General features: G+C 59.2%; 12 protein-coding genes and 2 pseudogenes. 6 read left to right on the forward strand and 8 right to left on the reverse strand.

Annotated features, from left to right (window positions below):
* The first annotated feature begins 58 nt into the window (after positions 1–58).
* Positions 59–1,093 (forward strand): calcium:cation antiporter, encoded by a 1,035-nt coding sequence (locus tag AC0L3P_RS00690; RefSeq protein ID WP_275168313.1) that lies wholly within the window; start codon positions 59–61, stop codon positions 1,091–1,093.
* A gap of 94 nt (positions 1,094–1,187) precedes the next feature.
* Positions 1,188–2,375, forward strand: a complete 1,188-nt coding sequence (locus tag AC0L3P_RS00695; RefSeq protein ID WP_275168312.1) for a cation:proton antiporter — start codon at positions 1,188–1,190, stop codon at positions 2,373–2,375.
* Between the two features lie 1,578 nt (positions 2,376–3,953).
* Here the strand turns inward: AC0L3P_RS00695 and tnpC are convergent.
* From tnpC to AC0L3P_RS00735, 8 genes and pseudogenes are all read right to left on the reverse strand, one after another.
* Positions 3,954–4,780, reverse strand: a pseudogene (tnpC, locus tag AC0L3P_RS00700) (IS66 family transposase); the annotation flags it as partial.
* A gap of 100 nt (positions 4,781–4,880) precedes the next feature.
* A pseudogene (locus tag AC0L3P_RS00705) lies at positions 4,881–4,946 on the reverse strand (hypothetical protein); the annotation flags it as partial.
* Between the two features lie 248 nt (positions 4,947–5,194).
* Positions 5,195–5,497: a recombinase family protein gene (locus AC0L3P_RS00710; protein ID WP_473300806.1), complete on the reverse strand. Its 303-nt coding sequence runs from the start codon at positions 5,495–5,497 to the stop codon at positions 5,195–5,197.
* 454 nt (positions 5,498–5,951) lie between these two features.
* Positions 5,952–6,230: a hypothetical protein gene (locus tag AC0L3P_RS00715; RefSeq protein WP_275168311.1), complete on the reverse strand. Its 279-nt coding sequence runs from the start codon at positions 6,228–6,230 to the stop codon at positions 5,952–5,954.
* Positions 6,231–6,480: 250 nt separating this feature from the next.
* Positions 6,481–7,329, reverse strand: a complete 849-nt coding sequence (locus AC0L3P_RS00720; protein ID WP_275168310.1) for a transporter — start codon at positions 7,327–7,329, stop codon at positions 6,481–6,483.
* Between the two features lie 520 nt (positions 7,330–7,849).
* Positions 7,850–8,245, reverse strand: a complete 396-nt coding sequence (locus AC0L3P_RS00725) for a hypothetical protein (RefSeq protein WP_275168309.1) — start codon at positions 8,243–8,245, stop codon at positions 7,850–7,852.
* Positions 8,246–8,438: 193 nt separating this feature from the next.
* On the reverse strand, positions 8,439–8,861 hold the full coding sequence (locus AC0L3P_RS00730) for a hypothetical protein (RefSeq protein ID WP_275168308.1): 423 nt from the start codon (positions 8,859–8,861) through the stop codon (positions 8,439–8,441).
* A 174-nt stretch (positions 8,862–9,035) separates the two neighbouring features.
* The gene (locus tag AC0L3P_RS00735) at positions 9,036–10,919 is read right to left on the reverse strand and encodes a tetratricopeptide repeat protein (RefSeq protein ID WP_275168307.1); all 1,884 of its coding nucleotides are present in this window, start codon (positions 10,917–10,919) and stop codon (positions 9,036–9,038) included.
* A gap of 184 nt (positions 10,920–11,103) precedes the next feature.
* Here AC0L3P_RS00735 and AC0L3P_RS00740 point away from each other — a divergent pair, with 184 nt between their 5' ends.
* The 4 genes from AC0L3P_RS00740 to AC0L3P_RS00755 all read left to right on the forward strand — a co-directional run bounded on the left by AC0L3P_RS00740 (position 11,104) and on the right by AC0L3P_RS00755 (position 15,676).
* Positions 11,104–11,343: a hypothetical protein gene (locus AC0L3P_RS00740; protein ID WP_275168306.1), complete on the forward strand. Its 240-nt coding sequence runs from the start codon at positions 11,104–11,106 to the stop codon at positions 11,341–11,343.
* Between the two features lie 560 nt (positions 11,344–11,903).
* Positions 11,904–12,878, forward strand: coding sequence for a formylglycine-generating enzyme family protein (locus tag AC0L3P_RS00745; RefSeq protein WP_275168305.1), 975 nt, complete (start codon positions 11,904–11,906; stop codon positions 12,876–12,878).
* Positions 12,878–14,587, forward strand: coding sequence for an arylsulfatase (locus AC0L3P_RS00750; protein WP_473300807.1), 1,710 nt, complete (start codon positions 12,878–12,880; stop codon positions 14,585–14,587). Before AC0L3P_RS00745 ends, AC0L3P_RS00750 begins: the two co-directional genes overlap by 1 nt.
* A 75-nt stretch (positions 14,588–14,662) precedes the next feature.
* Positions 14,663–15,676, forward strand: a complete 1,014-nt coding sequence (locus tag AC0L3P_RS00755; protein ID WP_275168303.1) for an HAD family hydrolase — start codon at positions 14,663–14,665, stop codon at positions 15,674–15,676.
* Positions 15,677–15,681 lie beyond the last annotated feature (5 nt).

The following is a 15,681-nucleotide window of genomic DNA, read 5'->3' on the forward strand; positions in this document are numbered from 1 at the left end:
CGGGCTGCGCGTCATGACTGTAGCGAGTACGCCGCGGTGGAGCTGGGCTTGGCCCGCGATGGCGTGGCTGCTGCTCGCGATGGCCCCCTTCATCGGTACCTGGGTCATCGTCGGTGGACTCGCCGGAGCCGTGTTGCTGGGTACCGTTTTTGCAGCCGTTTACCATGCCGAGGTGGTTGCCCACCGTGTTGGTGAGCCGTATGGAACACTTGTTCTTGCCTTGGCTGTAACAGTAATTGAAACGGCCCTGATCGTTTCGGTTATGGTCGCCGCGCCGGCCGAAAAAGCGGCGTTAGCTCGTGACACGGTCTTTGCTGCCGTCATGATCGTGTGCAATGGCATCGTAGGCGCGTGTCTATTGTGGGGCGGCATTCGTCACCACGAACAGGGATTCCAGGCTCAGGGTGCGAGTGCGGCGATGGCGGTTCTCGTCGCGCTCACCGGCCTAACGATGATTCTTCCGAATCTCGCGGCACAGGAACTCGGCCCCCTGTACAACACGCCGCAACTCATCTTCGCCGGCCTTGTATCGCTAGTGCTGTACTTCGCATTTGTCTTCATCCAGACGGTACGCCACCGTCATTATTTTCTGCCGGTCAAGCCACCAAGCAACGACGACCATGTCGCGCTGCCCGACAATAGAGCGACCGCGCTAAGCGCAGGGCTTCTCCTGGTTTCGCTTGCCGCCGTGGTCGCTCTCGGCAAGATTCTGACGCCTTCGATCGAACGGGGAATCAGTTATCTCCACGTGCCGGAATCAGTCGTCGGCATCATCATCGCTCTGCTGGTTCTGCTGCCGGAAGCGGGAGCAGCAATCAAAGCGGCGCGAAACAACAGATTGCAAACCAGCTTGAACTTAGCGCTCGGCTCGGCGCTCGCCACGATCGGTCTCACGATCCCTGCGGTAGCGGCAGTTTCAATTGCGCTCGGATACCGTCTGGAGCTTGGGCTGGATGCGAAGGAGCAGGGGCTTCTCGCCCTGACTCTGCTTCTCGGTGTGATCACTCTCGGCACGGGGCGAACAACCGTGCTTCAGGGAATCGTGCATCTCGTCATGTTCGCGGCGTATTTATTTTTTGCCGTTGTGCCATGATGAAACGCAATCCTTCCGGACTATCATCCATTCGATCATTGCAGAGACGCGTCTTCGTCGCGGCTTGGCAGGGGAAGAATCAATAGGACTTGGAATGTTGGCTGACACTCATTCGCCTGTCCTTCTGGTTCTGGTCATGGCCGTCGCCGGACCTTTGCTTGCTGAGCTTCCGATCGGATTTCGCATTCCAGCGGTAGTGCTTGAAGTCGTGTTAGGCGTCATCATCGGCCCGCAAGTTCTTGGCTGGGTGCGATTCGACGGCGTCTTGGCCTCTATGTTCGCCTTCGGAATGGCGGCTACGCTCTTCATGGCGGGCATGGAGCTCGAGTTCGAAAGAATTCGCGGACGGCCCTTGTTGCTTGCGATGGGCGGGTGGGGAATGTCAGTCTTGCTTGCGGTGTCAGCGGCAGCCATCCTTCGTGCGAGTTCGCTCCATGATCCTATGATCTTGGCATTGGCTCTTGCCACAACCGCGCTGGGTACGCTGCTACCCATTTTGCGTGATGCAAATCAACTCGACACACCGTTCGGGCGTTTTTTTATCGCCGCAGGGACAATGGGCGAACTAGGACCGATTGTCGCAATGTCGTTGCTGCTTAGCCAGCAGTACACGACTGTCCAGGAGTTTGGTTTCCTGGTGGCATTCCTTGTGGTCGTAGTTTTGGCGGCCGCAATCAGCTTGGGGCTACGTCCGCCCCGTGTTGTCGCCCTCCTGGCTCGCTCGCTGCATGGGAGCTCCCAGCTTCCAGTTCGCATTACTCTGCTACTGTTTGCCGCCTTCTTCGTTCTGTCGGAGCGCTTCGGGTTCGAGAGCATATTGGGAGCCTTTGCTGCGGGATTGGTCGTGGGGCTGGGTACACAAGGGCCGGACGGAAAAGCACCGCGGATGAAAATTGATGCCATCTTCTTCGGGTGGTTCATCCCGTTCTTTTTCGTCGGCACGGGTATAAAATTCGATCTCGCGTCAATAACCGGTAGCGTCGTCACGATGTTGCTAATACCGGTCGCGCTCGTGCTTTTTCTGCTGGTGCGAGGCGCGCCGGTATTTCTGTATCGCAGGGATCTGAAGCCCGCAGAACGGATACCGTTTGCGCTTTACAGTTCGGTCGCCTCGCTTTCATTGGTCGTGGTCATCACCGAGATCGCCGTTCGTGCAAAAACCATGAGCCAGCAGATGGGCTCCGTGCTGGTGGGAGCTGCAGTTTTGTCGGTGTTGCTGTTCCCGACCATCGCCGGGCAGCTTCTTCATAGGCGGCCCGACGAGCCGCCCAGGCGCCGGTAAAGGCTTGCACCGGCGATTTGACCAGCGACGATGTGAACCCGTCGGCATTGCGCTGCGGATGCCGGGCATCGAGGTGACAGCGCTGCAGCCACATGCTGAATGAATAGCCGCGGCTCTTCTTCATGCATTTCTGCGCCGAGGACCATGCCATCTATTCGCTGAAGACCTGAGCGGCGCTCCACGAGGTCGCGAATACAATGCGCCGATGCAAGGGAAGGAACCGCACGGGATATCGAAAAGAGCAAAAAAGAGGTGTGTTCGCGTGATGGTTCGCAGAGGAGCTTGTTGCTTTTAATGTCTCGAACGCTCGCCTTCAGCTGACGCTGGCAAAAAATGCGCCAATGATCCCACCTACTCGATCCATAGGCGGAATATTCGGGTATGTTCGTAGGGACACAAAGCTTGGGCGATCACGATGACAGCAAGCCAACTCGGCGAACTGAGAACTTTTTTCTTCGATGTCCTGCCCTTCTAGTTGAGATCGGAACGTTTCTGCTATGCATTCGTGTGCCGGAGGCACTTGGGGAAGAGTGTCCGACTACTCCTCAGTAATTCTTCGAGATGCTCATCCGACCGTTAATCTTGGAGGTCTGTATGGACGTATCACCCCCCGACAGAGCTCGTGGCGGAAAACGGTGGACTGGCGGCGACGATACCAGGCGTCTTGAGCTGGCTTCTCAGGGCAAGTCTATGGTGAACTCGCATGTACAATGCAGCGCAGCTACTCCAGCGTTCAGAGCCGACTGCGCACTTTGATCAACCAATCGGGTCGTGCCAACTGCCCACGTCCTCGCTCGGAACCAAAGCGGTTTCCGGCGGTCGATCTCTCCTGCGGCGCGCTTTCCCAAGCATCCCACGAAGTCTTGTCCACTTTATGGTTCGATATCAAAGGGCACCATAGCATCATAAGGCGATCGGAACCCTCGCTGCTTAAACCGGAAGTGGAATTGTTTTTGGGTGCAGTGATACGGGAGGCACTAATTTGCCTGCCACCAGACAGCCCCCCGACGTGGAAGAGATTGTCACTGTCTCGAATACGCGCGAATGATGCCGGGGTAGATTCTGGCGTAGCGAGAAACCTGATAAGCGCCCTTCACTATCATGGTTTTTTGGACTTATTTGTCGGATATGTAGGTTACAGTGGGTCCTTCCAATTGGACATCCATGCCGCTCGATTCGGCCGCTCCGCGCTCCTGAGGGCAACTCGAAAGACGCTGGAAGCCAGTGCACGGCGCGGAATAAATCTGAACAATCTTTATACGCATTTCCCAAGTCTTCGTTAAGGGGCTTTGATAATCGTCGACTTGGAGCACAGGCTCGCGACCATCGCGCTGACGATCCTGCCACGGGCTCAGATTGTTAAGAGCCGCGCGTATCCACAAGGGGACCCGGTGATCACGCTTCTACGTTCAGCGTGCATTTACTTTCACTACGAGCGATGCGCGTGCGAATGGCCCATTAACAAACTCGATCGATGCGCTATGTTGTGCTGTTCAGAAACCGTGTGCGCCGCCAAGTCGTACGCATCCGGTGACGACCCCTGGTTGGGTCGCCTTGGGCATATAGGTGATTTTGCGCTCAAGCAGCGTGGGCGATGCTCTTGGGGCTCCAATTCCAGGGCAGAAGTTCGTGGATGCGCTTGGCGGGATGATCCGGCAGGCGGGCCAGCACATCGGCGAGCCAAGCCTGAGGATCGATGTCGTTGAGCTTCGTGGCGACGAGGGTGTAGATCGCAGCCGCACGCCGGCCGCCCTCATCGGAGCCGGCGAAGGTCCAATTTCTTCTGCCCACGGCGACAGCCCGCAGCTCGCGCTCGGCGGCATTGTTCGACATGCACAGGCGCCCGTCATCGAGGAAGCGAGCAAATGCATGCCAGCGGCTGAGACAGTAATTGATTGCCTTCGCCGTATCGTTGCTCCTGGAGAGCTTGGCGCGCTGTTCGCGTAACCACGCCTGCAACTCGACGATCAGAGGGCGGCTACGCTGCTGGCGCACGCGCGGCGCTGCTGCGGAGCAAGCCCGTTGATCTCACGTTCAATGGCGAACAGGACATCGATGCGTTTGACAGCTTCGGCCGCAATCGGTGCCTTGCTGAGCCGTGCGAGATCAAAGAACTTGCGCCTGCCATGCGCCCAGCATGCGGCCTCGACGATTTGGTCTCCTTTGCGATTGGGCTCGTAGGGCGTGCTGAACCCGGCGTAGAGGTCGGCCTGCATCAGTCCGGCATACCCGGTCAAATGCTGCTCCGGATGCTCACCGCCACGATCGGGCGAGTAGAAGAACACGGCCGCCGGCGGATCGGGGTCGGCGAACGGGCGGTCGTCGCGCACATAGGTCCAAAGCCGGCCTTGCCCTTGGCCAGGACTGGTGCTGTCGTATCGTTCCGCGTGGATACGCTCGGCCGCAGACATGGCTCACGACCCGGGGAGCAGTCACTCTGGGGTCACGGGTCTTTAGGGTCGCTGAGACTACCTCAAACTCGGTCCTAGGAATGATGAAAGGCACCTCGACGGTGACATGCTCGTTGACGGGTTTCTGCTGCTGGGTCCTGGAATCCCGCTTATTGAACACCCACTCGCCAATATAGACGGTGTTGGTAGAATCCCGTGGACGGTCGCGACGCCGAAGCGGGCACCGCGACGGGTGCGGTAGCCGCGCTCGTTGAGCCAGGAGGTTGGTTCTTCACGCCCAGCGGTCCAGACATGCTGTCGCCCTGGCGATACAAGCGGAAGATTAACTTGATCGTCTCGGCCCTCCACGGGGTCGATGGTCAGCTTCGTCTTGATACGGGCGCCTCTTTTGTCGACCTCGATGGTCTTCTATCCGAGCGGGATGGGCGAGCCGTTGTAGAAACCCTGACGAGCATTCTCGACCATGGCCTTCCGGACGTGTTTGCCGTTCTCGCGGGACTGGTACTCGTCAAACAAACCGATGATCTGCCGCATCATGACTTGCGCAGGATCATCGCCCAGCTCCTGGGTGATGGAAACGAGCCGCACGCCCGCCTTCGTAAGCTTGCGGATGTACATTTCCATGGTGAAGCCATCGCGAAAGAAGCGGCTGAACGAGTAGGCAACGATGACGTCATAGGGATGATCATCGTCGCAGGCGCGCTCAATCATCTTCTGAAATCGGGGCGATTGTCATCGGTTGCCGTTGCACCCTGTTCGACGAACTGCGCTACCAATCTCCTACCCTTGCGGTCGCAAAAGGCCTCGACTGCGCGAATTTGACTCGGAATCGTGAGTTCGGCTTCTGTCTGTCGGGCCCGAAAATACCCGCAGGCACGCAGCCCGACATCCTCAAGGATAGAATTCGGCTCGTGATGCCCACTTGATTTCTTCATCTTAGTCTTACACCTACTTTGGATGGAGAATTGTGGCATCTGTTGAAGCCAAAGAAAAGCCCATGGTTATCGCGGATCGCGGGAGCGCTTTACTGCGAAATGTCGATACGCATACTCCTTAGGGGGCCTGCCAGCCGACCAAGTAAAGAACCGGAGAAAGTGCGGTTTGAGGGGGGCGAGGATACGATCAGGCCTTGCCGGCGCGAGGAAAACCTCGCGACGGCGCCCTTTTATTGGGCCCGCATCTCGATGCCCTCGGCCGTCACCAGCACGAGGCGCAGCCTGGTTTCGTCGTCGACGAAGAACCGCAGCCAGTCATCACGGCCGATGCTCCCGACCAAGCTAGGCGGGAAGCCGTCGTCCTCGAGCTTGCGGAAAGCCACGCGCCCGGCCACCAGCCCGTCGTGGACGCTCAGCCAAGAGTCCGTGGCCTCGCTGTCGATCCAAACGTCGATTGAAATCCTAGCACTCGCCGAGCATGTCGAGCTGATGCAGATCCTTGCGATCATGTGAGACATCGAGAATCGTAGAGTTTAAAAACTAACATTACTACGACAACGCAGAGAATGGCTGAGGCAAAGCAATTTAAGAGGGTCTGTCCATTGTATCTCGCTTTCCCGCTTATACCGATTTCACGCGCGGTTGGGGCCCATGCCAACGCATAAGTGGTGTCGCGGCCGCCTGCTTCCTCATTGGACTCATCGAGTCAATATCGACGGGGTGGATGCAGCCATCCACGATGAGACATCGCGGAGAGTGCTACCACGTGACGTTCAAGCGGAGCTGTCCTTTGAAGTTGTAGACGGGATAGTCCTTAATGATGGGCACTCCGACCTCGATCGACGCCGCGATTTGATCGGAGATCTTCTTTCCAAACCTGACATCGAGCGGAAGGAATAAGCGGCCGGTTTGCCCGGTGACCGGGTCGCCGAAATTGTATCGGATATCTTGGCTCGGAAAGAATGTGACGAACCAGCGCTTCGGAAGTCCGACATTCAAAGTAGGACCAAATTGGAGGTTGCTGATATTCCGCCTGGTCGGATCGCCGGCCACGCTGAAGTCGTACCGGAAGATCGGCTCAAAATAACTCGCCTTGCTGAGCTCGGGCAGCGCGACGCGAAAGCCGATGATCGGCATAGTACGCCACTTGCCCGATCCAAGAGGATCCGCGCCGGTGGGCGTGATCAGACGCAGGCCGAAGCCGACCGCCCAGCGCGTGTCGAGGTCGTGGATGACCGCAGCCTGGACGTCGACGTCTCCGAGGCCGGACAGATAGTCGCCGTTTGGATTACTCGCATTGATGGTGTTCCTGGCGAGCAGCGGGAGATCGATGCGGCTCACCACCGTCCAGGTCGGGGACAAATAGAACGCGTGGTCGTAACGAAGGTTAAGCGTGTCAGTCGTGACGTCGCGCGTGCTTCCGGGGGCGGTCCGGTATTCGTACTGCAACTGGAGGAGGTTGGTAGGTGGACGGAAAAAGTCCAGGCCGGTATTGTCGGCCGTCGCGGCGGATGACGTCTGCGCCGACGCTATCGGCGACCACGATATCATGGCGAGCGCGCCGAGCACGAGACCTCGTTGCCGAGCATAGTTCAGCCAGTACTTCATCCGCAGCAGCCGCCGGATCACCGCAAGGGTGGGGCGGTGATCGCTGCAAGCCACGAATTGCGGCGCGCCGACGACGGGCAGCTGAAAGGTCGGCAGATTGTCGAGAATGGTTAGTGACCAATGCAAGACCGGGGGCCGTCGCGCAATCCTCGGTGTCGAACCACGTCTGAGCACAACGCTCGCCTTGCCGGACAGGCGTGGGCCTGCAGCAGCCGTGGCGACTAAGCTTGCGCACTCTCCGGAATTTGGGTGGGCAGCCTTCGTGACCTTTGCTCCGGGTCGGACTTCAGCGATGTATCATCGGAAAGTCTTGGCGAGCTCGCAAGGCGAAAGTCTTGCAGGAGCGCAAGGCAGGAGAGCTGGGGCCCCGGCATAAGTAGGGTACGCCGGAGCCACCGTTGCCGATCCCTCTTGGAGGAAAAGAGATCAGATCAATCAAGCGATCGCCGCACGGACGGATCTTGTGAGAACTCGATGGGGCAGCGGCCAAGCGTCCATCGGATGTTTGTTCTGCGGCAGACTAGCAAACGTTGACGGTCTGCCGGACGTAAGCGTAGCCGTTCCAGACGTTCTGAGTCTGATAGCATGACGAGCCGTAGGCTGCGGCTGCACCAAGTGCTGCGCCCGTTGCAACGCCGGCCGCTGCAGCGCCCCAGCCGTAGCCTCCGCGGTAATATCCTCCACGATAGTATCGTCCACCGGCCCATCGCGTGCCGCCACCGTGCCAGCCGGGACGCCCATGCGCGTGCCAGCGCGCTCCGCCACCATGGAAACGTGCCGCACCTCCGTGGAAATGCGCTCCACCACCGTGGAAATGAGCGCCGCCACCTATGCGGCGCGCTCCTGCGGCGTTCGGAAGTGCGGTTGCTGCAGCAGCAACGAAGCCTAGGGCAAGCAAAGCTTTAGTGGAACGCATTGTATTCTCCATTGCAAGATACAACTCAGCGGGGAATGCGTCGCGACGGGATTCGTTCCCCATCCACGTTGCTCGTGGAGATGCTTCCTTGCGGAGGACTGACTTGCGGAGAACGATACCCCCGCGTCGCCCGTCGCGCCGATCGCGACAAGGTCGGAAATCGAGGCGCGCACCCTCAAAGAACTGGAAGTTCTCAATGGACGACGTCAAGGAGCGTCACCAGCGAACCGCAAAATTGAGCGGTCCATCGGATTGAGTGTAGGTCTTTCGACATGAGCAGCTGCGGCGCGAGCTTCGGATGGATCGGCTTCGCCGCAACCGTGCGAACATGTTCGTACCTTGAACATCTCCCTTCTTGGAGCAAACCTGCGACGGCTGATCTGCCGGTTTGGCCGGTGGGATGGGTCCAGAAAACAAACCGATCAAGGGAGAGGATGATGTTGAATGCAAGAACACTGAGCACTTTAGGCCTACTTGTGCTGGCGCTTGGCAGTGCCCGTCCAGCCGATGCTGCGCCAAAGAAAGATACCGACGCAATCCGTGCTGAATGTTTCAGACAGGCGAACGAAGCTGCCTCGGCTGCTGCCGGCAGCATGACAAGCGGAGCCACGGCCATGCGAAACTCCGCAGGCTATTCCGCCTACCGCGATTGCGCGCGTAAGAACGGGATTCGCCCGTAACCGTGCCCAGTCCCTTCACGGCTGACAGAGGGCCGCCGACAGGCGGTCTTTTGCCGGCGCGAACCAAAGCGAACAGGCCGCGTTTGACCGGATTGAAAGTTCTGCCCGGGTCAATGTGACCGCGCCTTGCGCAGGCCAGTCGTGAGAGCGTCAACAACTTGATCAGCCGCGCCATTGCGGCGAAGAAAACCTGCGGGATCGCTCGCCAATGGTTCATGTCGCGACAGCTTTGCAAGTGCGACCTCAGCGTCGTCGCGACGATCCAGTTCTGCATTCGCGATCGCGATCAATAACTGGCTGAACCCCGTATCGCTCAACGCCGCCTGTTCGGCTACATGCAGCATCTGCTCATACTGGCCTTGGATATACAGATCAACGGCGATGAAATGAAAATACCAGGGCGGAGGGCTCAACGAGCCTTCTATCGCCCGCTTGAGCAGTGGGACGCCCTCGGCAAAGTTTCCTCGGATCGAGAGCCGCCAACCGAACTGGCCGAGCGCATCGGGATCGTTCGGATTGAGTCGGATCGCTTGTCGGCTAATGCGATCACTTTCTTCATAGCGGCCCAAAAAATGATAAGTCGCGGCAAGGGCTTTCAGCGCAAGGGGACTATTTTGCTGGAGCTTGACCGCGCGCGACGTTGCTTCCAGAGCTTCGGCGTATTCCTTTTGAGTATTGCCGGCCCCGGTGTAGCCCAGGCGTCCCGCGTGAACATGCAGCCATCCGAGCATCGCCCATGCGTCACTGTATCGGGGATCCCGTCGAACGGTTTCCTTGAGACACTCCATGACAGGAGCGAAAAGCGCATGCGAGAAAGTGCGCTGATATTCATAAGCCCGCAACACGCAGTTGTAGCTTGCCATGCTGCGCGGGGACGGGCTGTTGCGAATGTCGTTCCGCAGCACGCCCGACGGTTGGCCGATGAGACCCGCAATTTCGCCCGCGAGTTCCTTTTGAGTCTCCATGAGCAATCGGGGATCGGCCGATCGGGTGTATGTTCGCGCCCAAACTATCTCCCTGTTGCTCGCGTTTGATACAGTTGTCGTCACCCGCACTTCGTCGGCATTAGTTTGCACGCTTCCGCTGATGGCGTAGACAACGTCAAGGCCGTTGCCGAATTGCGCGGCGGCTGAACTCGGGGGCTGGCCGCCACCTGTCGGCGAGGTGAAAAGCCGAAAGCCTTCAAACTGAATCAGATTGCTGGTCAATTCTTGACCAATGCCCGCGGCGAAATGGCGCGCACTTTCTCCAGGGCTCAGTGCCTCAAACGGCATGAGGAGGACCGCAGGCTCGCGCGAGGATACAAGCGGGGGCGATCGTGGCATCCAAATCCACAGCGCGGCGAGCCCAATGGACAGAATGGCCGCCGAGGCGGCAGCGATCAGCACTCTCCAAGAGAGGTCGGACCTCCTTGGATCGCGGACGCGCTTCGCGCCGTTCACTTGCGCAGTATCAGCAGACATCAACGGCGGTACGGGCGAGCGGGCGAACCACCCGAAATAAGGAACATACGATCCCTTGGGGACGACAATACGCACGGCATCGTCTCGTCCGGCGCCTACATAGTAGCTGTCCAAGTCTCGCCGCAAGCGGCGCGCCTCGAGACGGACGACCGGATCAGCTTGAGGATCGAACGTCTCCTTGCGGCCGAATACGGCCAAGGCAACAGTATAGCCCTTCAGGCTATCGCCACGGCCGGCAAGCGTCTCCTCAACAATAAAGCGAAGGAATGCGCGACGACGCTCGCTGGCTTGGAAGTGCTGGCTCGAGAGAATGCATTCCAACTCGGCACGTATCTGTGTTGGCGGGACCTCTGCGTCCTCGCCGGCCACGAAGTCCGCAGAACCGCTTCCCGGCTCAGGAGACAAGGGTACATCACGCATTAGACTGGCGAGCCCATAATTGCTCGACGGAACGATAATTTCTATCAGCGCTTTATGCAACTCACAAGCGAGCCGTTTGCCGCGCCCATGGTCCGTTTTGATTTGGAGCAAGGATCCGTCCCACCACGCTCAAACAAAGCGCAGTTGGCCTCGACTAAGGCACGGCGTCATTAGCGTACTGTGGTTCAGCCGGCCTGCACTCATACGGTGATAGGTGCGAACATGTTCGTACCTTGACCCCGCTTGCACAGCGAGTGAGCTTGGCGATGCATGGTGCTTGCACGGTTTTCGTTCCATGGAAGAAGTCCGCTCGATAGTGGCCCGCTTCCCGCAGCGCGAACTCGAAATTCGGCGCCGCTTTATGCGTGACGCTCAGTTCAGAGCAGTTTGCGCGGATCATGAGGAGGCGATGAGAGCGCTTCGGCATTGGCAACACGCAGCTCGCGTCGGAGACCCCGACGGGAACCGGAAGGCAGCGGAGTACGAACAGATCGTCGCCGAACTGGAACAGGAGGCCCTGGCCTATTTGAACTGACCCACGATACCTGCGGCTTGCGGACTTACCACTACGAATTTGGTCCCACTGGAGATGAGTATGACAGTGAAGGTTTTCGTCAAGCTTTCCATATCAAGTCTCGTCGCGCCTGGGATCTTGCATGCCTGCCCCAGACACAGGGACAGCGGCTGATCGATCTTCGAAGTCACCGACGACATCTACCATGCGCGGAATTCAGCCCTGTCGGACATGACGATCATTGAGCGAACATGACGACCATTGAGCGCAGCGAAGGAATCACATCGATCCGCTCTATTTCGGCGGGACCGACACTCGACCTGTATCGCTCGAAGGGCGGCACCCGTCGAGGCGGAAATCCAGCGAGGACGACGTCGGATTGGGCAAGGTGTAACGGCATCGCGAAGCTGCCTACCCTCGACACTGCAGTCACGGCACGGTAGGCGCGATGCCCATTGCGCCCAAAACACGATGGACCAAGGCTCAATTAGGCGAATCGTTGGGCCTGGTTCTCCCGCTCCTGGCCAGTCTTTCATCGAATGGATTGCGAGGAGCGCTCTTGCAGATATGGAGTATCCGACGTGAACATTGCGCAAGCACCGATCGCTGATATTGACGACAGCAGTCCGCCAAACTCGGTCTTCATTCCGGGCGGAACGTTTGGCATGGGATCGGATCGGCACTATCCAGAGGAAGCTCCGTCCCACAGGGTGAACGTCGACGGCTTTTGGATCGACCGGACGCCGGTGACGAACCGGCAATTCAAAGAGTTCGTGCGCGCCACCGGCCACGTCACGTTTGCCGAGGGCGCTCCGAATCCAGAGGACTATCCGGATGCCCTGCCGCACATGATCTTCGCAGGTTCGCTCACCTTCACGCCTCCGGATCATCCTGTCGACCTTCGCGACTACGGTCAATGGTGGACCCTGCTCAAGGGCGCAAGCTGGCGCCATCCCTACGGCCCGAAAAGTAACATCAAGTCGCTCGATGACCATCCTGTCGTCCACGTCGCTTATGCCGACGCCCTCGCCTATGCCCGGTGGGCCGGCAAGGACTTGCCGACGGAAGCGGAGTGGGAATTCGCCGCGCGCAGTGGACTCGATGGAGCCGAGTACGCCTGGGGTGACGAATTCGCTCCGGGTGGCACGCAACAGGCCAATACGTGGCAAGGCCACTTTCCCTTCGAGAACAGGTGCGAGGACGGGTATGAGCGCACCTCGCCCGTGACGGCCTATCCGCCGAACAGCTATGGCGTCTTCGACATGATCGGCAATGTCTGGGAGTGGACCAGTGACTGGTGGGCCCCCAAGCATCGCGCCGACGCAACGAAGGCCTGCTGCATTCCGCAGAACCCGCGGGGCGGCTCCGAACATGACAGCCACGATCCGTCGCTGCCGCTGAGCCGGATTCCACGCAAGGTGATCAAGGGCGGCTCGCATCTCTGTGCGCCGAACTATTGCCGGCGTTATCGACCGGCCGCGCGCCATGCCGAGCCGATCGACACGTCTACCAGCCACCTCGGGTTTCGCTGCGTCACACGTGCAGGGAGAAAGTGATGACTGAGAAGAAGACGACAGAAGACCTCAGCCGCCGCAAACTGCTCGCGGCCTCCAGCTCGCTTGCCACGATTGCGGCATTCTCGGCCATGGCACCCGTCCAAACAGCGCAAGCCCAGGCGACCACCCCGCAACCGTCGTCCTCCGCCGGTGGAGCGAAGCCAAACATCATCCTGATCCTGTCGGATGACTTTGGTTACGGTGACTCCGGGCCGTACGGCGGTGGTGAAAATCGCGGCATGCCGACGCCGAGTATCGATCGTCTGGCGGCCGAAGGACTGCAGTTCATGTCCTTCTACGCGCAGCCGAGTTGCACGCCCGGACGAGCGGCAGTGCAGACCGGCCGTATCCCAAATCGCAGCGGCATGACCACGGTGGCATTCCAGGGCCAGGGAGGTGGTCTTCCCGCGGCGGAATGGACGCTCGCCTCGGTTCTGAAAACCGGAGGCTACAAGACCTTCTTTACCGGCAAATGGCATCTCGGCGAGGACGACTACGCAATACCGAACGCTCAGGGCTATGACGAGATGAAGTATTGCGGGCTGTATCATCTCAACGCCTACACCTACGCCGACCCGACGTGGTTTCCCGATATGGATCCAGAACTCAGGGCGATGTTCACGAAGGTCACCAAGGGCGCGTTGTCCGGAAACGCAGGCGAGAAGGCGAAGGAAGACTTCAAGATCAACGGCCAGTACGTCAACACACCGGACAAGGGCGTGGTCGGCATCCCCTTCTTCGACGACTATGTCGAGAAGGCCTCGCTCGAGTATCTCGATCGCAACAAATCCTCGGGCCCCTTCTTCATGAGCATCAATTTCATGAAGGTGCACCAGCCCAATATGCCGGCGCCCGAATTCCAGGGCAAATCGATGTCGAAGAGCAAGTTCGCCGACTCGGTCGTGGAGAACGACACGCGTATTGGCCGCATCCTGGACAAGGTGCGGTCGCTCGGCCTCGACAAGAACACCTATGTATTCTGGACGACCGACAACGGCGCCTGGCAGGACGTCTATCCGGATGCCGGCTATACGCCGTTCCGCGGCACAAAGGGCACAGTCCGCGAGGGCGGCAACCGCGTCCCCTCCATCGCATGGGGACCTGGCATCAAGGCCGGCACGAAGAACTCCGACATCGTCGGCGGCCTCGATTACATGGCGACGTTCGCAAAGCTCGCCGGCGTGAACCTGCCGGAGAACGATCGCGAGGGTAAGCCCATCATCTTCGACAGTATCGACATGTCCCCGATCCTGTTCGGAACGGGAAAATCCGAGCGCAAGAGCTGGTTTTATTTCACCGAGTCCGAGCTCACGCCTGGTGCTGCTCGCGTCGGAAATTACAAGGCGGTGTTCAATCTGCGCGGCGACGACGGCGCAAAGACGGGCGGCCTCGCGGTTGACAGCAATCTCGGCTGGAAGGGCGCGGAGTCCTATGTGGCGACTGTTCCCCAGGTCTTTGACCTCTGGCAGGACCCGCAGGAGCGCTACGACATCTTCATGAACAACTACACGGAGCGCACATGGTCCATGGTTACGATTAGTGGCGCGATCAAGGATCTGATGAAGACTTACGTGAAGTATCCTCCGAGGAAGATCCAGAGCGAGACCTACGCGGGACCGATCACGATCCAACAGTACGAGCGGTTCCAGTTCTTCAGGGAAGCGCTCGCAAAGGATGGCTTTGCCATAGGCCTGCCCAACGGCAACTGAACTCGCTCGACGGAGCGGTCCGAAATCTCGGGCCGTTCCGACATCGTGAACGGCTGTATCGGAGGACAAGTGGCTGTGAAGGGAAGCTCCGTTGATCGTCGTACGATTCTGGCTGGTCTGCTGGTGTCGGCGGCCACGCTGTCGGTCTCGGGCCGGTCTGCGCGGGCCCAGAGTGATCCTCTTCCGTCCTGGAACGAAGGACAAGCGAAGACGTCGATCCTGGACTTCGTCTCCGCGGTGACAAGGGAGGGAGCGCCGGACTTCGTGCCTGCGCCGGAGCGTATCGCGACCTTCGACAATGACGGTACGCTCTGGTGTGAGCAGCCGATGTATGTGCAGCTCGCGTTCGCGTTGGACCGGGTCAAGGCCTTGTCCGCCAAGCACCCGAAATGGAAGCAGAAACAGCCGTTCAAGGCAGTGCTTGACAACGATATCGCGATGCTTGCCAAGGCAGGTGAGAAGGGCTTGGTCGAATTGGTCATGGCGACCCATGCCGGCATGACCACGGCCGAGTTCGAACAAATCGCCAGCGAGTGGATTGGCAGCGCGCGTCATCCGAAATACGACAAGCCTTATACCGATCTGGTCTACCAGCCGATGCGCGAGCTGCTTGCCTATCTCAGGGCCAACGGCTTCAAGACCTTCATCGTCTCAGGCGGCGGCATCGAATTCATGCGGCCCTGGAGCGAGCGCATCTACGGCATCCTGCCCGAGCAGGTCGTGGGATCGAGCATCAAGACTCAGTTCAAGGTCGACAAGGACGGGGCGGTGCTGGTGCGTCTGCCGACCATCGATCTCGTCGACGATGGTCCCGGCAAGCCGGTCGGCATCAATTCGCATATCGGCCGTCGCCCCATTGCGGCCTTTGGCAACTCCGATGGCGACTTCCAGATGCTGCAATGGACAACCGGCGCGCGCGGCCGCCGCTTCGGTCTGCTCGTGCATCACACGGATGCTGAGCGCGAATACGCCTACGACCGCAAGTCGCCCTTCGGCAAGCTCGACAAGGCCATCGACGCGGCCGGCGCCAACGGCTGGACGGTTGTCAGTATGAAAGATGATTGGAAACGTGTGTTCAGCTTCCAATAGATGAA

The organism is Bradyrhizobium sp. WSM4874 (genome assembly GCF_055811835.1).